16 protein-coding genes are annotated in these 17038 nt (G+C 57.2%); 9 read left to right on the top strand and 7 right to left on the bottom strand.

All coding sequences use genetic code 11. From position 1 onward, the window contains the following. Window positions 1–134: 134 nt before the first annotated feature. The 3 genes from ACYX34_RS02200 to ACYX34_RS02190 all read left to right on the top strand — a co-directional run bounded on the left by ACYX34_RS02200 (window position 135) and on the right by ACYX34_RS02190 (window position 3745). A complete protein-coding gene (locus ACYX34_RS02200) occupies window positions 135–2276 on the top strand; it encodes an amylo-alpha-1,6-glucosidase (protein ID WP_462074918.1) in 2142 nt (713 codons plus the stop codon). Between the two features lie 79 nt (window positions 2277–2355). Next, window positions 2356–3066, top strand: coding sequence for an ROK family protein (locus ACYX34_RS02195; protein ID WP_462074917.1), 711 nt, complete (start codon window positions 2356–2358; stop codon window positions 3064–3066). Between the two features lie 115 nt (window positions 3067–3181). Beyond that, a complete protein-coding gene (locus tag ACYX34_RS02190; protein WP_462074916.1) occupies window positions 3182–3745 on the top strand; it encodes an NADPH-dependent FMN reductase in 564 nt (187 codons plus the stop codon). 257 nt (window positions 3746–4002) lie between these two features. On the opposite strand, the gene ACYX34_RS02185 is transcribed toward ACYX34_RS02190, so the two are convergent. Next, window positions 4003–5703, bottom strand: a complete 1701-nt coding sequence (locus ACYX34_RS02185; RefSeq protein WP_462074915.1) for a cation:proton antiporter — start codon at window positions 5701–5703, stop codon at window positions 4003–4005. A gap of 304 nt (window positions 5704–6007) precedes the next feature. On the opposite strand from ACYX34_RS02185, the gene ACYX34_RS02180 reads away from it, so the two are divergent. The 5 genes from ACYX34_RS02180 to ACYX34_RS02160 all read left to right on the top strand — a co-directional run bounded on the left by ACYX34_RS02180 (window position 6008) and on the right by ACYX34_RS02160 (window position 10011). After that, window positions 6008–6244, top strand: coding sequence for a CDGSH iron-sulfur domain-containing protein (locus ACYX34_RS02180; RefSeq protein WP_462074914.1), 237 nt, complete (start codon window positions 6008–6010; stop codon window positions 6242–6244). Between the two features lie 81 nt (window positions 6245–6325). Continuing rightward, window positions 6326–7867, top strand: a complete 1542-nt coding sequence (locus ACYX34_RS02175) for a sigma 54-interacting transcriptional regulator (protein WP_462074913.1) — start codon at window positions 6326–6328, stop codon at window positions 7865–7867. A 226-nt stretch (window positions 7868–8093) separates the two neighbouring features. Further along, a complete protein-coding gene (locus ACYX34_RS02170) occupies window positions 8094–9134 on the top strand; it encodes a Kelch repeat-containing protein (protein ID WP_462074912.1) in 1041 nt (346 codons plus the stop codon). Window positions 9135–9226: 92 nt separating this feature from the next. Then, window positions 9227–9760 carry an ester cyclase gene (locus tag ACYX34_RS02165; protein WP_462074911.1) on the top strand — a complete coding sequence of 178 codons (534 nt, stop codon included), beginning with the start codon at window positions 9227–9229 and terminating at the stop codon, window positions 9758–9760. A gap of 98 nt (window positions 9761–9858) precedes the next feature. Further along, on the top strand, window positions 9859–10011 hold the full coding sequence (locus ACYX34_RS02160) for a hypothetical protein (RefSeq protein WP_462074910.1): 153 nt from the start codon (window positions 9859–9861) through the stop codon (window positions 10009–10011). A 290-nt stretch (window positions 10012–10301) separates the two neighbouring features. Here ACYX34_RS02160 and ACYX34_RS02155 read toward each other — a convergent pair whose 3' ends face one another. The 6 genes from ACYX34_RS02155 to ACYX34_RS02130 form a co-directional block, all read right to left on the bottom strand. Beyond that, window positions 10302–11771, bottom strand: a complete 1470-nt coding sequence (locus tag ACYX34_RS02155) for an efflux transporter outer membrane subunit (protein ID WP_462074909.1) — start codon at window positions 11769–11771, stop codon at window positions 10302–10304. Then, window positions 11768–12880, bottom strand: a complete 1113-nt coding sequence (locus ACYX34_RS02150; RefSeq protein WP_462074908.1) for an HlyD family secretion protein — start codon at window positions 12878–12880, stop codon at window positions 11768–11770. Before ACYX34_RS02150 ends, ACYX34_RS02155 begins: the two co-directional genes overlap by 4 nt. Continuing rightward, window positions 12877–13572 carry an ABC transporter ATP-binding protein gene (locus ACYX34_RS02145; protein ID WP_462074907.1) on the bottom strand — a complete coding sequence of 232 codons (696 nt, stop codon included), beginning with the start codon at window positions 13570–13572 and terminating at the stop codon, window positions 12877–12879. Before ACYX34_RS02145 ends, ACYX34_RS02150 begins: the two co-directional genes overlap by 4 nt. A 45-nt stretch (window positions 13573–13617) precedes the next feature. After that, the gene (locus ACYX34_RS02140) at window positions 13618–14748 is read right to left on the bottom strand and encodes an ABC transporter permease (protein ID WP_462074906.1); all 1131 of its coding nucleotides are present in this window, start codon (window positions 14746–14748) and stop codon (window positions 13618–13620) included. A gap of 118 nt (window positions 14749–14866) precedes the next feature. Next, entirely contained in the window at window positions 14867–15238 is a 372-nt protein-coding gene (locus ACYX34_RS02135) for a MarR family winged helix-turn-helix transcriptional regulator (protein WP_462074905.1), read from the bottom strand. 273 nt (window positions 15239–15511) lie between these two features. Beyond that, window positions 15512–16390 carry a pirin family protein gene (locus ACYX34_RS02130; protein WP_462074904.1) on the bottom strand — a complete coding sequence of 293 codons (879 nt, stop codon included), beginning with the start codon at window positions 16388–16390 and terminating at the stop codon, window positions 15512–15514. Window positions 16391–16509: 119 nt separating this feature from the next. Here ACYX34_RS02130 and ACYX34_RS02125 point away from each other — a divergent pair, with 119 nt between their 5' ends. Continuing rightward, on the top strand, window positions 16510–16842 hold the full coding sequence (locus tag ACYX34_RS02125) for a winged helix-turn-helix transcriptional regulator (RefSeq protein WP_462074903.1): 333 nt from the start codon (window positions 16510–16512) through the stop codon (window positions 16840–16842). Window positions 16843–17038: the final 196 nt, after the last annotated feature.

Genomic DNA, 17038 nt, shown 5'->3' with positions numbered 1-17038 from the left:
TCGTGCTCGTGACCGGTTAGGATGACGGTATTGATTGATGGGCTTGCGGGGGAGTCGGTCGAAAAAGGAGAGTCCACGGAATCAAGCGAGACTATTCGGAGTAAAGGTCGCTCCTCAACCCGGAGGTAGAGTATATGGCGCCGAAAGTCACGGTCGGCCCTCCCGTTATGACAATCAACCACGGACATTCGTTCTTGGTGTCCGAGCTTGACGGCTCCATCACGGGGGCCTCCGACCAGGGGTTCTATTCGCGGGACACGCGATACCTCAACCGGTCTCAATTGTACATAGACGGGAAGCGATGGGTTCTGCTCAATTCCGGCGCCATCGCCTACTATGCCTCGCGCACCTACCTCGTCAATCCAAAGGTCGAAACGGAGCATGGAACGATTCCGGCCGGAACGCTCGGACTCGTGCTGGGCCGCTCCATCGGAGAGGCGCTTCACGAGGACATCGATATTCGCAACTACAGCACCACGCGTGTTCGCTTCAATCTCGAACTTCTGATCCGCGCGGACTTCGCCGACATCTTTGAAGTCAGGGCCAAGGAGCTCACGCGCCGGGGTCATATTGAAACCAAGTGGGTGGATGATGACCAACAGGTGATCACCCGCTATACGCACGGCGACTTTCGACGGGCCCTGACGGTGCTCCTGGAGCACTGCGACTCGAAGGCGCTCTACGGCAACGGTCGGATCAACTTTTCAGTCGATCTGTCGCCGGGTGAGACCTGGCATGCCTGCTGTAAATATGACATTCAGGAAGGCGAGATTGTCCGCCGGGCGCCCAGCGAGTGTGCACACGCGCATGAGGACTCCGGGACCGCCGAACGCCTGGCGCAGTGGAAGCAGGTCACGACGCAGATCACCACGTCGAATGAAGAATTCTATCGGCTGTATCGGCAGTCGGTTGAGGATATGGCCGCGTTACGTCTTGCCGTCGACGAGGAACATCCGGAAGATCTGCTGGCCGCCGCCGGGGTCCCTTGGTTCGTCAGCGTCTTCGGCCGTGACAGTTTGATCGTCAGCCTGCAGAACATGACGGTCTATCCGGATTTCGCCCGAGGCACGCTCAGGCGATTGGCTGAGCTTCAGGCCTCCGATATGGATGCGGATCGCGATGCGGAACCCGGGAAAATGCCTCACGAGCTACGGGTCGGTGAGTTGGCGCATTTCAAGCGCATTCCGCATACGCCCTACTACGGGACCGCCGATGCGACCATCCTCTATATCATCGCGTGGCATGAAGCCTGGAAGTGGCTGGGCGACGATGCGCTCCTTTCTCGTTATGTTCCGGTCGTCAAGCGATGCCTGCGTTGGATCGACCAATATGGAGATCGCGATGGCGACGGATTTCAGGAGTACCAAACTCGCTCAGCCAAGGGTTACGAAAACATGGGATGGAAGGACGCCGGCGATGCGGTCGTCTACGCGGACGGCTCATTGGTGCGAGGGCCGAAGGCCCTCTGCGAGTTGCAAGGGTATGCCTTCGACGCGAAGCGACGGGCCGCCGAGGCGGCGGCGTATTTGGGCGACCCCGCGTGGGCGGCGACACTCCGACAAGAGGCTATGGATCTTCAGCAACGGTTTGAAGAGCGGTTCTGGTGCGAAGATCTCGGTTTCTATGCCTATGCCTTGGATGGGGAAAAGAAACCAGTGAAAACGATTGCGTCCAATGCCGGTCATCTCCTCTGGAGCGGCATCGTCCGTCCGGACCGGGCCGAGCGAGTGGTGCGGCGGTTGCGCGAACCGGATATGTGGAGTGGATGGGGCATCCGAACCCTGTCCGAGCGAAACCCCGCCTATAACCCGTTCTCTTATCAAAACGGGTCGGTATGGCCGCACGACAACGGCATCATCGCCATGGGCTTCAAACGCTATGGGTTTGCCGAAGAAGCGGCCATGATTGCCCGCGATATCAGCGAGGCCGGGCGCTACTTTCTCCTCAACCGTCTACCGGAACTCTATGCCGGTACGGAACGAGAGCCGGGGACGTTCCCGGTGCAATATTTGGGAGCGAACGTGCCGCAGGCCTGGGCGGCAGGGAGCGTGTTTCATTTCCTGCGCGCCATTTTAGGGTTGGACGCCGAGGCAACGAAGAAAATGCTGTATATCAATCCTCTGCTGCCGCCCTGGTTGCCGGACCTCACGGTCCGCCAGCTGCGCGTCGGCAAGGCTACGCTTGATCTTCGGTTCTGGCGCGAAGGTGCGGTCACGCGATACGACGTGCTTGATTTGAAGGGAGAGCTGCAGGTGGCAACGCGACAGGTTTTATAACAACGATGGAAACGACCGGTCGACCGCGGAGCCAGCTATCTCCGCCCTTTTTTGACCGTCGAGAATGGAGGCTCATTGAATGAGACAAGACAGCGGGTCTTCGCCTAACCACCGCAAGGTTCTTGTGATCGACGTGGGCGGAACCAATGTGAAAGTGCTGGCAACTGGACGTTCGACGCCTCGCAAAATCCCTTCCGGCCCAACGATGATGGCAAAAGACATGGTCGATGCCGTGAAACGTGCCACGGTCGATTGGGCCTACGATGCGGTGTCGATTGGATATCCTGGCCCTGTTTGGAACGGTCGCCCGGCGGCCGAGCCAGAACATCTCGGCAAAGGATGGGTCGAGATCGATTTTCAGAAAGCGTTCGGCAAACCAGTCAGGGTCATCAATGATGCGGCGATGCAGGCGCTCGGCAGCTACCAAGGCGGGCGTATGTTGTTCCTCGGTCTCGGCACTGGTTTGGGATCAGCCTTGGTGATCGATGGGGTACTCGCTCCGATGGAGTTGGCGCACCTCCCCTACAGCAAAGGCCGCACCTATGAACACTATGTAGGATTGCGCGGGCTGAAGCGCTGCGGCAAGAAAAAATGGCGGCGACAAGTAGGGCAGGTGACGCAAGCCCTTCGTCGCGCGCTGCAGGTCGAGTACGTCGTGCTGGGCGGCGGCAATGCTAAACGACTCAAGCGACTGCCGAAAGACGTGCATCTCGGCAACAACAAGCATGCCTTCACCGGAGGATTTCGTCTCTGGGAAAAAGCACAGACAGAATCGGGCGATGAAGCGTGACGACGGATGATGGCCGGAGGGTTCAGATCAGGTAAGGGGGCCTGGCGGCGTAGGAATCGATCCCTACATCGGAACTGTGTGTTGAACGGTAGAACGAAATCGAAAGGATCCGACAATGAAGATACTGGCCTTTGCGGCCTCTCTGCGCGTCGCGTCATTCAACCGAAAGTTGATCGGGCAGGCGGCGAATATTTTGCGCAGCGTGCCGGATGTGGACGTCGACCTTGCCGATTTTCGTGAATTTGAGATGCCGATGTATGATGGTGATCTTGAATCGCGAGAGGGCATTCCGGCCGGCGGTCTTGAATTGATCAGACGTACTCAGAGTGCCGATGGTGTGGTCGTCTCCACCCCCGAGTATAATGGAAGCATTCCAGGCACGTTGAAAAACGCGATCGACTGGGCGTCTCGAGCCGAGCCGACCCCGCTTGAAGGAAAACCCATTTTATTGATCGGAGCGTCGCCCGGTGGGCTCGGCGCCGTGCGCAGCCTGTGGCACACACGTGTGCCGTTTGAGGTCATCGGAGCCCATGTGTATCCCGAGATGATGGGTGTGCCTCGCGCGCATCAGGCCTTTGATGATAACGGTAATCTGGGAGATCCTAACCAGTTCTCTCGGCTTCAAGGGCTCTTGTTCTCATACATTGACTTCGTCCGAAAACTCCGCGGTCCTAGTTGAAGAGGATGTGGTTGTTGTGAGTCGCATCTCTCTGCAAGAGGGCACGACTGGCATAGACCTCCAACTCCGATATAGGCCGTAGCGGTACGGGAGTGAAAACATGAATAGGCCGTCTGTCACGGCGGGGGGTGAGCAGGGTCTTGCGGCTTCCGGTAGACCGGCATGCGTGAAACTGCACCGAGTGGCCCACAGGGTCTACAAGACGCAGTACCATATTGTGTGGGTGCGCTGTGTTGGGTCATGGGCATTCTGCTCGGTTACTTCGTCTGCCGCTTTGTTTCCATGGACTGTCTGTATTGCTCCACATAGTCCAGAACGTGATCCTTCGGCACCCCGAACCAGGCCAAGGCATGTCGGATAAGTGTCGCCGACGTTTCGACGTCCGGTTGGATGACCTCTGTTACTCCAAGGGCACTGAGTCGTTCCGCCTCTGCCGATCCATGTGCACGGGCCAAAATCGGAACGTTGGGATTGAGACTGCGCATGCGACCGACTGCGAGGGCAGCGGATTCAATTTCAGGCAAAGCCACAATAATCAGAGAGGCGTCTGCCGTTCCGGCCTTCACCAGCAATTCGCGGTGCGAGGCGTCTCCATAGAGGCAAGGAACGCCCCGACCTTGTAGTCGGCGAATCGTGTCCGGATTTCGGTCGATGACGACATAAGGCAGATTGAAAACTTCCAACGCTCTTCCGAGCGAGCTCCCTACTCGTCCAAATCCACACACCACGACATGCTGCTGGAGCGGTTCGCCTTCCGGATGTCCTGGTACCATGTCGTGCTTGTCATGGTCGAGTCGCCGCCGGACGAACCAACCGGGCACATACCTCACAAGAGCCGCATTCATGAGAATGGTAATGACAGAGGCGGCAAGCGTCGCGTTGTATACTGCGCTGTCGACGTGGCCTTCCGCTTTGGCGACCTGCACAAGGACAAACGAAAATTCACCGATTTGAGTGAGGCCGACCCCCACCAGGAATGCCGTGGTCCAAGAGTAGCCGAACAGCCGCACGACGGTAGTCCAAATCATGAACATCCCGATTACGATCAAGCCGATCATCGTGGCAAGGAGAGAAAGATTGTCGATGATCACGCGAGGGTCGATCAGGATGCCGATGGTCACGAAGAAGAGCGCAACGAACGCGTCACGGAGCGAGAGGAGCCGGGCCAAGGTCTCGTGCCCATACTCGGATGCGCTGATAATGAGGCCGGCCAGGAAGGCCCCCAACGCGAGGGAGAGTCCGATCAACTGCGTGACGGCGGCGGTTCCAAGGCTGATGGCTAGGGTGACGAGCAAGAACAGTTCATGGTTTTGCGTCCTGGCGATGTGTGTCATGATCGGCGGGATGACTTTGGCGCCCAAGTATCCAACCGGCACGAGAATCAACAGTGCTTTTGCCAAGGCTTGACCGATCACGAGCAATCGTCCCGAGTCGAACTCTCCGAGAGCCGGCATGAGCACGGTCATGGCTACGACTGCGACATCTTCGACCAGCGCGATGCCGATCATCACCCGTCCGTGCTTTGAACGAAGTTCGCCCCGATCGAAGAGCATGCGGGCAAGTACCATTGTGCTCGCGATGGAAATGACCGCTCCGATCACGATGCTTTGGGTCATAGACCACCCGATCAAGTTCCCTGTTACGACGGCCAACCCCATGGCCATGAGAATCCCCAGCGGTCCACCGGCGAGAGCAACCCATTTAACGCGCATCAGGTCCTTCACGGAAAACTCAAGTCCGATCGAAAACATCAAGAGAATGACGCCGATTTCCGCGAAGAGATCAAACGTGTGAGATTCCGAGATCGTAGGTCCCGGGGTAAACGGACCGATGGCGATTCCGCCCAGCACATAACCAAGGATCAATGGCTGTCCGGTAAGTCGAGCGAGCACGCCACCTGCGACAGCTGCAAGGAATACGATGGCAAGATCTTGAAAGAATACGGGATCAGGCTGCACAGAATCTCCTCTTTAGCAACGTCTCTTGGCCAATCAACCATCGCGTGGCTGATTATTACAAGTCGGAGCAATGTAAATACCACAAATTAGAGGGAGAATATTGCCGCCTCGTAAATTGTTTGTTGTGTTGCCCCTGAGGATCGATCATGACTATCAATTTGAGACACGACCCTGCAACAGGATAGGGCCAGGCTCAGGGGAAAAAGCGATTAAATGGGCAGTGCGGAGGAGGTGCGAAGTCTGTGGTGAAGCGGTATACTCAGCCGCGCAAGCCGGTCTCAACTATTCAGAGGGAGGTGCACGCATGGGACAACCACGCATTGCAGCGAAGGAACCGTCAGTCCTGACCTTGGAGGCAGGCACGTATTACTGGTGCGCGTGCGGACGCTCGAGGGACCAACCGTTCTGTGATGGGTCGCACGAAGGAACCGGGTTCGAGCCGCTGGAATTTACGGTCGACGAAACGAAAGAAGTGGCGTTGTGCCAGTGTAAGCACACCAAAACGCCGCCCTACTGCGATGGCACACATCAGTCGCTCTGACGACACACAGACGGCGATAGGTAGGTCGATTGATCAACCCCTTGAGCTGGCATCGGGCGATGGTCCATACTTGTGAAAGCTATGGACCGATCGCCCATCTCTCCTTGCGAAACCCTCCTAGAGCGCTATCAAGCCTTGCTGGAAGTGGCGCAGGCCATTTCTGTTCATCGAGATCTCGATGAGCTCTTTCGGGAGCTTGCGCAGCGTCTTCCTCGTGTCGTGCGAGTCAATTTCGTTGGGCTCTCCTTGCATGATCCAATCAAGAACATCATGCGGTTGCATACCGTTCAGGCGAATGTACCGGCCGATCTGGTCGGCGGGCATGAGGAGCCTATTGATGAAACCCCGGCCGGAGTGGTGTGGCACACTCAACAGCCGTTACTGGTGCCGGATGTTGCCGAGGAAACGCGATGGCCCAAGGTCATGCGCTGTATGCGGGAAGACCACTCCCGCTCCTGTTGCTTCGTGCCGCTGACCACGGCAGCACGCCGGTTGGGTGCCATGGGGTTTGTGAGTTTGGAGAAAGAGGCCTATAGCGAAGCCGATCTGGAGTTTCTGCAACAGGTGGCGAATCCGGTCGCCGTCGCCGTGGAGAATGCGCTGGCCTTTCAAGAAATTGCCCAACTCAGAGACAAACTGGCGAAGGAGAAGCTCTATTTGGAAGAGGAGCTCCGTCTGGAACATGGGTTCGAGGATATCATCGGTGACAGCGATGCCCTCAAACAGGTCCTCAAACAAGTGGAGGTTGTGGCTCCGACTGATTCGACGGTCTTGATTCAAGGCGAAACCGGCACCGGAAAGGAGCTCATCGCTCGGGCCATCCATCGCCTCAGTGGCCGAAGCGAGCGCACCTTCGTCAAACTGAATTGTGCCGCCATTCCCATGGGGTTGTTAGAGAGCGAATTGTTCGGGCATGAACGAGGCGCGTTCACGGGAGCGATTTCGCAGAAGGTCGGAAGATTCGAGTTGGCCGATAAGGGCACGATCTTTCTTGATGAGGTCGGGGAAATCCCGTTAGAGCTACAGTCCAAGCTGCTACGGGTATTGCAAGAACAGGAGTTTGAGCGGTTGGGGAGTACGAAGACGATCCGAGTGAACGTGCGACTGATTGCCGCGACCAACCGCGATCTCAAGAGTCTGGCGGAGGCCAAACAATTTCGCAGCGACCTCTACTATCGACTGAATGTCTTTCCGGTCACCGTGCCTCCCTTACGCGATCGGCAAGAAGACATTCCCACCCTCGTCCGCTATTTCACACAGCACTATGCGGGGCGCATGAAAAAGAATATCCAGGCCGTGCCTGCCGAGACGCTCGAGGTGTTGTCCCATTACCCTTGGCCGGGCAACATCCGGGAGTTGGAAAATCTGATCGAGCGGTCCGTCATTCTCACACAAGGAACGGATTTGCAGGTGCCGATCAGTGAGCTCCAGCCGGTGAACAACCATCTCGCTTCCGGGGTGATCACGCTGGAAGAGGTTGAACGTGAACAAATTGTGCGCACTCTACGCGAAGCGAAATGGGTGATCGGGGGTCCGAGAGGAGCTGCGGTCAGGTTGGGCCTCAAGCGAACGACCCTTCAGTCCAAGATGCAGAAACTCGGCATTGCCCGTCCTCTCGAGTGACGACCCGCTTCGTCATCTGCTGATCTCACGTCACTGTGTCGGCATCCTCTTCGCCAACATCGTCGTAGCTGCACGAGCATTATCTAAATGCTCTTTTCATTCAGTTGGTTGTTGCCTATCCAGCTGAATCGCAGAAAGCGGAATGACTCTTGCCATGTAGTCAGAGAGCAATTGAACCTTTAGCCAGTCACTCACTCAAGCATCCGCTCACGAAAGGAGACTCGGTATGCAAGGCTTAATGGCTATGGTCATAGTTGGTGTTCTGATGATCATCGCACCGTCGGGAGCACAAGCAGAGGGCAAATGGATCAAGGGGGCTCTATTCCCTGAGCCGTCCGAGGAGTTGGTTGGGGCTTCAGTCAGCGGAAAGTTGTATGTATTCGGCGGCCTCGGGCCAGGCTGGATTCCTCAAGGACTTGTGTATGAATACGATCCGGTAGCCGACAAGTGGACTAAAAAAAAGCCGATGGCTTTGCCGGCGCACCATGTGGCCTTCACGGAACTGAACGGAAAGCTGTATGCGTTCGGCGGTTTTGTCCCTCCTGACTCCGGGCCGCAGGCGTGGGTGCCGATCAATCACGCATGGGAATACGATCCGGTGCAGGATACGTGGAAGGGGTTGGCCCCCATGCCGTCAAAACGTGGTTCTGCCGTGGCGGCTACGGTGAACGGGAAGATGTATGTGATCGGCGGGGCAACCCTGCATCCTGGTTCGAGTGAAACTGCTCTATACCCGACACGTCCTCATCGGTCGGTCGATACCGTGGAAGAATATGATCCACAGACCAACCGTTGGTCTGCCAGGTCCTCAATGCCGACGGCACGGAACCACGCTGCCATTGGCATGGTGAACAATAAAATCTATGTCATCGGTGGCCGGCTGGGGAGTGCCTTTATCTTTACCGCGAGCAACACCAACGTGGTTGAGGAATACGACCCTGCGACCGACCAATGGGGCTTGGTGAAAGCTCGCATGCCGACCGAGCGAAGCGGCGGTGCCTGGGCAGTCTATAGTGGGCGAATCTATGTGGCTGGGGGCGAGCACCAAGACAGCCATTTGATGGCAGCGTTCCGTGCGCTGGAAGCGTACGACCCGGCGACCAACACCTGGACTAATCTTCCGATGATGCCGATGCCTCGGCATGGACTGGCCGGTGCGGTTGTGGGTGACCGTCTTCACTTGGTGAGCGGAGATATCCAATCAGCCGGTATCACCGGTATGCGGGTCGTGACTGACGCACATGATGTATTCGAGTTCGACCGTTGAATCGGTCCCTGTTTTGTGAAGATGAAGGTCATTGATGGAGTGGAACGTCAACCGCGTGAGTGACGTACAACGCGATGAAAGAGAGGGGCGTCATGATGAGAAGGATTCTGATAGGGCTGTCCGTATTGATATTGAGCGGTACGGTGGTGAGCTGCGCGAGCGATAAGCGAATCGTCAAAATCAAACAGGTTCATCAGGTAGAACAGGCGAACCTTGAGAATTTCGACGATCTGGATTTCAACGTCTACAGCGGGCAGAAGTGGGAGCAGTTGGGACGAAGTCATGGGAAAGACATCGTCGTGCATTGGCCGGACGGGCGCACGACGAAGGGAATCGACGCGCACATTGATGATCTCAAAGGCATGTTCGTTTTTGCGCCGGATACGCGGATCAAGGAGCATCCGATTCGAATCGCCTCCGGTGAATGGACGGCGGTGACGGGTGTCATGGAGGGCACGTTTACGAAACCGATGCCGATTGGTGAAGGCAAGATGATTCCTCCGACCGGTCGGTCGTTCAAGCTCTCGATGGTCACCATTGGACATTGGACTGATGGCGTTATGGATGAAGAGTGGCTGATGTGGGACAATCTCGCCTTCATGAAACAGATCGGACTCGCGCCGTAGATTGCCTACCACTGTGACGATCACAATCAGGGGTCCGCTGCTTTCAGCTGAAGGCAGCGGATACCATTCACGAAAGGCGCCATTCTAACTCATCTAAGGTGATGACGGTTGAGCTGGAGGCACCGGTGCGGGTGTTTGCGGCTGAATTGGCGAGGCAGGTGCAAGCCCTGGAGCCGGAGTTGGGATGGCGCCTGGCGCTACACCAGCCGGTGGCGGCCCAGATGATGTGGGAGGCGGTGGAGCAGGCATGATGCCTGGGGCCGGGACCGGTGGAGCGCCTGGTCTTGGCGGCGGTGGCTGAGGCGGTCCCGGGAACTGTACGTTCACGATGTCGCGGGACTGAACCGCGATCTGGCTCACGGCTTTGTCTACCGGAAATACCACCCAGGCTAACCAGAGACCATACAGTGAAACGGTACGTGTGAGACCTGTTCTGATGATCATTTTGGAATTTCTCCTCTACGCAGTAGGCTATCAGATAATCTCGCAACTAAGGAATATCACGGTCGCTCCCGCTGCCGATCTACTCGTCGACCTCCGTTCACTCCTTCACGTTGGTCCGTTGAACGGTGTGGGCGACCAGGTCATTGTGTTCCCAACCGCGGCCGAGCGCCTTGTACAGCGCGATGAGATCAATAGCGAGCGCGGCTCGGCTTTGGACCAGCGCGTCCTGCGCGGTATACAACGACCGTTGTGCGTCCAGGACATCAAGAAAGTTGCTCAAGCCTTGGGTATATCGGGTCATCGCGATGCTTGCGGCTTTGTCATATTGCCTGACTTCTTCTTCCAATGCGGAGTACGCTTCTTTTTCTTTGCCATAGGCGCTCAGCGCATTCTCAACGTCCTGAAAGGCAGTGAGGACGGTCTTCTGATACGTCAGATATTGCTGGTCGCGCCGTGCTTCATATGTGCGAATACTCGCCTTCGTGGCTGGATAGTTCAGAAGACCCCATTTGATTTGCGGCCCCAGGGTATAGAAGCCGGCGGCCGCCTGCGTCAGGCTGAGCACATTGCCGGCTTGGATTCCGTACTGGGCCGTCAAGCTAATGGATGGGAACAGCTTCGCCACCTGCACGCCGACACGCGCGGTGGCTGCCGCCAAACTGCGCTCTGCTTGCCGTATATCAGGACGGCGTCGCAAGAGATCGGAGGGGAGGCCAACGGGAATTTCAGGCGGCGCGGCCGGGATGCGATGAGTCGCCTGTAGTTCCTCGGTGAGGTCGTCTGGATTCTGGCCCAGAAGCACGGCGATCGCGCGAATCATCCGGCCGGCGCTGCTTTGGAGGGTTGGGATGGACGCGTGGGTTGACGCGAGACTGGCTGCTGCGTTTGCGACATCCAAATCAGTGGCGAGACCGGCCTTATAGCGGACCTGCGTGATCTTCAACGTGTCACGTCGTGACGTTTCAGTGGCGCTTGGGACAGCCAACTGCTCCTGGTATTGCCGAAGTTGGAGATAATCCTTGGCGACCTCGGCGATGGTGCTGACGAGCGTATTTCGTAAGCTGTCCTCATAGGACTGAGCATCCGCCGCGGATGCTTCCACTTGTCGTCGCACGCCGCCGAACAAATCGAGTTCATAACTGGCGTCAAAAAAGGACTGAAAGTAGCCGTAGGACGTCGGAATCAGGGTCCCGGCACCGAGTTTTGGGATCGCGGGATTCTCGGTGCTGATCTTATTGCGCGAATATTTCCCTTCTAGATTCACGGTCGGAAGTTGCGTATTCGCACTGGTATAGCGAAGAGACGCGCGCGCTTCCTGGAGCCGGCCCTCCGCGATCTGAACGTCCAAGTTATTGGCGATGGTTCGTTGCACCAGTGACGTGAGTTCCTCATCGGGGAAGGTCGTCCACCATTCGGCAAGCGCTGTCGTGTCATTGGCGACGTTCTGCCGGAGAGCTTCCACGAAGGCCGCGGGCGCGTTGATGACTGGTTCACGATAATCCGGCCAGACCGCGCATCCACGCAACACCGTAGACACGAGGACGGCTGCGAGTACGTGGGTCCTCATGAGTTGCCCCCTTGTGATCGTTCTTCCGAGGGAGCCTGGGATCCCGGATCCGGTAGAGGCTGCGCCTGGATGTACACATCCATCTGTTGGCCGACGTACAGTGAGAAATCATGACGCTGACGAAAGCTGTAGACAACCTGCAAGACGCGCGTGTCCACGCGTTCGGTGGATGCTCCGGTCAGCGATTTCTTCGGAACGACGTATGGCTCGACGCGCACGAACGTGAGCGGAATGTTGAGGTCACTTCGTCCTCGTGGATAGGCGACCGCAGGCTGTGCATGATCCACGCGCCAGGCATCTTGCTCATCCACGTCCACGCGAACGTTCAACAGCTCGTTATTGCCCACGAGCATCAGGGCGTCGTCGGTTTGAGCGGCCGGAGCATATTCCCCGGCATGAATCTTCACTTGCAGCACTTCCCCGGCAAGAGGTGAACGGACGGTCAGCCGCTCTACGTCGACTTTGGTCTGAAGAATCTGAGCTCGGACCTCTCGGACCGCGGCTTGCTGCACCCGAAGTTCGGCTGTCCACGTACCGGTTTTCAGCCGGTCCAGCTCAGCTTGCTGATAGGCCACCGCGGCCTCACGTTGCCGCACGGCATGGCGTGCCTGGTTGACTTCGTCTTGGCTGATCGCGCGCAAATCCTCCGTGGCCGCCCCTTCGCGCAACACTAACTGCGCCCGCGCATCGTCCAGTTGGATGTTGACCTGAGCGAGTTGCTGCTCCTGTTTCCGGATATCTTCGAGCCGATTCCCTTTCCGCAGTTTATCCAACGTCGCCTCGGCCGATGCCCCGGCGGCCTCGTAACGGGCCAGTTCGGCACGCTTCGGGCCGTCTTCGAGTTGCCACAGCGGTTGTCCTTTCTTCACCTGGTCGCCGACCTTCACATAAACGGTCGTGACCAGTCCCCCGGTCGGGCTGCCCACTTTGACGTTCTCGGTCGACGCCTCGATCAATCCCGCACCGAAAACGTAGGCCGCAAAGGGCGCCTTCGACGGTTCGGCGACGGGCTTGGACTGTTGCGGCGGCTTGGTCGTCGCCGCCATCATATACAGCCCGAATCCGACGCCCAAAACAGCTATGACCGGTAAGAGGTATTGGCGAGTCATTGCAGCGTCCTTTCTGCGTCCACCATGTCTTGATACGAATGAAAGATCTGCTGAACCTGTCCGTCGTCGATCCGGGCGATCCGATCCGCAAAGTGGTAGATGCGGGTGTCGTGCGTGACAATGATCAGCGCCCGCCCCTCACTCCTCGCCACCGAGCGCAGCAACTCGACGACGTGCTGCCCGGTGACGTGGTCCAGCGAGCTGGTTGGTTCATCACACACTAGCAGGTTCGGAGAATGGACGATTGCGCGGGCGATGGCGACGCGCTGCTGCTGGCCTCCCGAGATGTCCGATGGGCGGGACATCGTGCGATCGCCCAGCCCGACTTTTTCGAGTGCCTCGTCCGCTTTTCGAAGAGCGTCCGCATAGCCGGTCCCGTTGATCAGCAGCGGGATGGCGACATTCTCGCGGAGCGGAAGTGAGCCGATCAGGTTGAATTGCTGAAACACAAAGCCGATATGTTGGCCGCGATACTGCGTCCGATCCTCCTCGGTCATGTGGTGGAGGTTCTGCCCGAACACCAGGCACTCGCCCTCGCTTGGGTCCAGCACACCAGCGATCGTGGAAATCAGCGTCGTCTTCCCACAGCCGGACGGCCCGACCAGCATCATCACTTCGCCCTGCTGAATCGTGAGGTCGATGCCGCGAAGCGCACGCACCTCGCTGGCTCCGTGGCCAAATACCTTCTTCACACCGCGGCACTCGACTGCATGTATATGTTTTGTCGTATCCACGGATCAGCCTCTGAACACGATGCCCGGTTCGAGCTTCATGACTTTCCTCAAACTGATCACGGAAGAAATCGCAACAATGCCGACTACCGCTATGCCCGCCGCCGCCAGCACCTGCCATGGCAGCGTGAAGGTGATCATGCTGTCCTGCGTGGCCCAGCCCATGAGGGAGGCCAGCCCAGTTCCCGTACCATACCCGAGGAATCCGACCAGCGCCGCCTGCGTCAAAATCATGGAGAGTAGGGTTCGATTCCCTGCGCCCATCGCCTTCAATGCGCCGAAGTGCCGCAGGTTGTCCATCGTGAAGTTGTAAAACGTTTGGCCGGCGATGAGCGTGCCCATCAGAAAGGCGATGAACACGGAGAGGCCGAAATTGATCACAATACTGGTCTCGGTGATGTAGTACCGCAATGTCTTCTCGATGAACTGCTGCGAGGTGTAGGCCGCAAGCCTCGTAACCCGTCCGATTCGCGCGGCCACTTTCTCAGCGGATTCCCCCTGTTGCGGCGCAGCCAGGATAAACGACAGATTCTTACGTTGCGAGGGAACCATCGACAACGCTCGCGTATACGTCGTATACACCACGGGCTGCGATTGGAAGCCGCGTGACACTTCGCAGAATCCCACGACCACCACACGGTGATCATTGATTTCCAGGGTGTCGCCGATCTTCAACGGTGTTCGGGTTCCGTCCGGATTCACATGCGCCAGTTTGTCACCGGCGCTGATGGCATCGACAACCACGGCCTCGCTTTGGCGAACATCCGAGAGCGCGCCCGCTTTCATCACTGCGGGGCCACCAATCAATGTCGTATCATCAATCCCGTACAGGACGATTGCGGTGTTTGTGCCGTCTTCGAGTTTGGCTTGGACAGAGCCCTTGTAGAGGGTGACGGCCCACGCGACGCCTTCCACGCTTCGTACTCGGCCGATCTGCCCATCCGTCATCGGTTGGGAGTCATCGATGAAGCGCACCTTCGGGTCCATGACCCAGATCTCGGCGTTCACGGCGTTAATTCCCGAGTACATTTGAGTCATGATTCCGACAAACATCGCCAGTTGCTGGACCAGGAGCAACGAGGCGAACATGACGCCGGCGACAATGCCGAGGTATTTGCCGGTATCTCCCATCAACATGTGCAGCGCGATTCGCCTCATTATTTCGTTCCCATCTATTTACATATCTTCAATTATTGCATAAAGCAAATATTAGAGCGCGCACTCTCACCTTCCCAGTGGTCATCTGGGAGCTACTCTATTTCGAACTCCGGGCCGTAGTCAGCTTTTCAAGCAATTCGATCAGGATCTCGCGCTCACCGTTGCTGAGCGGCTGTAGCATCCGAGCGGCTATATCGAGCTGACTGTGGCGGAAATGCTCGCGCAGCATCTTGCCTTTCTCAGATTCCTTGACGGTCACGATTCGTCGGTCCTCTTCGGAACGAAATCGCTCCACCATCTGTTTACGTTCAAGCCGATCGATGATTCTCGTCACCGTGCTCAGCGGAGCCGACAGGGCAGTGGCGAGATCAGTCATGATCATCTCTTCCTTATCGCCCAGCAGGAGCAACGCTTTGATTTCGCGTGGTGAAAGCTCGATATCGGGTAGAGGATGGTCCGCTGTTTCCATAGGGGAATCCATGAGAGCCGCAATGAACGCATGCAGTGCCTTTGCTTGCCTTTTCAGCCTGCCATCGATCTTTTCACCTTCGGTCTGTATCATTATTTGCAACGTACAACTATTCCATAAAGCAAGTCAACTGCCTTAAAGCCAATTGTTGTAAATTGAAGTGCTCAGCACTACGGAGAGTGTGGGAGATGACCGTTGGGATGGGGTGTGGGACTGTGCGGCGGGAAGGAGGCGCCGTCCGTGTTGTGAACGGCACGGACGGCGCCTCCAGCATCATTGGACGAGTGGCTGGGCCGGAGCAACTTGCCCGAATCGGCCGTTGTTGAAGTCATCGGCGGCTTGCCGAATCTCCGCCGTGGTGTTCATCACAAACGGGCCATACCCCACCACGGGCTCGTTGATAGGCTCACCCGTGAGAACCAGGAGGATTGCGTCCTGTTCAGCGCGGATAGTGATCGCATCGCCTTCACGCGCCAGGCGAACAATCTCAGCCTCACCGACGGTCTGCTCACCATTGATGACGACACGGCCGGCAAGCACGGCGACCATGGAGTTATGTCCATTCGGAAGCTCAAGTGTGAGATCGGTCTTTTTCTCGAGATGCAGATCCCACAAGTTGACGGGCGTAAACGTTCGTGCTGGTCCACGGGCACCACGGAATGTTCCCGCGATAATCCTCGCCCTTCCTCCCGGAAATGGGACGACTGGAATATCCGCATTTGTGATCGCCTGATAGCCCGCCGGACTCATCTTATCCTTTGCCGGAAGATTCACCCACAGCTGGACCATCCGGAACGGACCACCGGTTTTGGTGTAGTTCGGCGAATGGAACTCCTCATGGATGATGCCGTGGGCTGCCGTCATCCATTGGACGTCGCCCGGCCCGATGACTCCGCCGTTCCCGGCTGAGTCACGATGGGCAACTTCGCCATCGTAAACGATGGTCACCGTCTCGAATCCACGATGCGGATGTTGCCCGACTCCGCGCGGTGTGTCGGTGGGGTCGAAGTGATGTGGACCCGCATAGTCGAACAACAAGAACGGGCTGATCGCCGCATTCTCATCATGGTACGAAAACAGCGATCGGACAGGGAACCCGTCTCCGACCCAATGATTCCCATGAGACCGTAGTACGTCAACAATCTTCTTCATGACTCCTCCTTTTCGGACAGCGCCGTGCTGTCAGTCTTGCGGCTTTTTATTGTCCGTCGACAGAGGTAGTATAGGTCTCGCCGAACGGTTTTCAAGTACGATCCTAGCGGATACCGCCCATGGCCAAGAACACCGACTGTCCGACGGAGCAGACGCTCGACCTCATTTCCGGTCGGTGGAAAGTGATGGTCATTTACTGGTTGTTGAAAGGTGACCGCCGTTTTAATCAGTTGCAGCGAGAGCTGTCCGGCATCACGCATCGCACGCTTATCAAACAGTTGCGGGAACTCGAAGCTGACGGCCTTGTAGAGCGAGATGATTTCAGGGAGAATCCTCCGCACGTGGAATATCGCCTGACGCCCCTCGGACGTTCGCTTGAACCGATCTTGATGGCGATGCATGAATGGGCCATGTCTCACCCGCGAATAAAGCGGCACTCCCTGCAGACGTGAAGATCGCGATCTGGTCGGCTTGGGATGTCGTAATTTGTCTGTGCACGTTCCTCTTCTGAACCTCAATTCAGCAGTCGCTTGACGATTCTTCTTGTCATGTGACCATTTGCCGTCACGGTCAATTTGTCTTCCATGCCTTTGCCGGGGATCGACTGGCCCTTTTTACTCAAGCATCCCGGTAATTCAACGGCTTAGC

This window comes from Nitrospira sp. CMX1 (genome assembly GCF_054902215.1).
Note: the sequence above shows the minus strand (reverse complement) of the source record. Positions and strands in the feature narration are given on the sequence as shown.

Excerpts from the sequence above, each read along its gene's own strand:
- ACYX34_RS02200 (WP_462074918.1), top strand. The coding sequence starts at position 135 with ATGGCGCCGAAAGTCACGGTCGGCCCTCCCGTTATGACAATCAACCAC.
- ACYX34_RS02195 (WP_462074917.1), top strand. The coding sequence starts at position 2,356 with ATGAGACAAGACAGCGGGTCTTCGCCTAACCACCGCAAGGTTCTTGTG.
- ACYX34_RS02190 (WP_462074916.1), top strand. The coding sequence starts at position 3,182 with ATGAAGATACTGGCCTTTGCGGCCTCTCTGCGCGTCGCGTCATTCAAC.
- ACYX34_RS02180 (WP_462074914.1), top strand. The coding sequence starts at position 6,008 with ATGGGACAACCACGCATTGCAGCGAAGGAACCGTCAGTCCTGACCTTG.
- ACYX34_RS02175 (WP_462074913.1), top strand. The coding sequence starts at position 6,326 with ATGGACCGATCGCCCATCTCTCCTTGCGAAACCCTCCTAGAGCGCTAT.
- ACYX34_RS02170 (WP_462074912.1), top strand. The coding sequence starts at position 8,094 with ATGCAAGGCTTAATGGCTATGGTCATAGTTGGTGTTCTGATGATCATC.
- ACYX34_RS02165 (WP_462074911.1), top strand. The coding sequence starts at position 9,227 with ATGATGAGAAGGATTCTGATAGGGCTGTCCGTATTGATATTGAGCGGT.
- ACYX34_RS02155 (WP_462074909.1), bottom strand. The coding sequence starts at position 11,771 with ATGAGGACCCACGTACTCGCAGCCGTCCTCGTGTCTACGGTGTTGCGT.
- ACYX34_RS02150 (WP_462074908.1), bottom strand. The coding sequence starts at position 12,880 with ATGACTCGCCAATACCTCTTACCGGTCATAGCTGTTTTGGGCGTCGGA.
- ACYX34_RS02140 (WP_462074906.1), bottom strand. The coding sequence starts at position 14,748 with ATGTTGATGGGAGATACCGGCAAATACCTCGGCATTGTCGCCGGCGTC.
- ACYX34_RS02135 (WP_462074905.1), bottom strand. The coding sequence starts at position 15,238 with ATGGAAACAGCGGACCATCCTCTACCCGATATCGAGCTTTCACCACGC.
- ACYX34_RS02130 (WP_462074904.1), bottom strand. The coding sequence starts at position 16,390 with ATGAAGAAGATTGTTGACGTACTACGGTCTCATGGGAATCATTGGGTC.
- ACYX34_RS02125 (WP_462074903.1), top strand. The coding sequence starts at position 16,510 with ATGGCCAAGAACACCGACTGTCCGACGGAGCAGACGCTCGACCTCATT.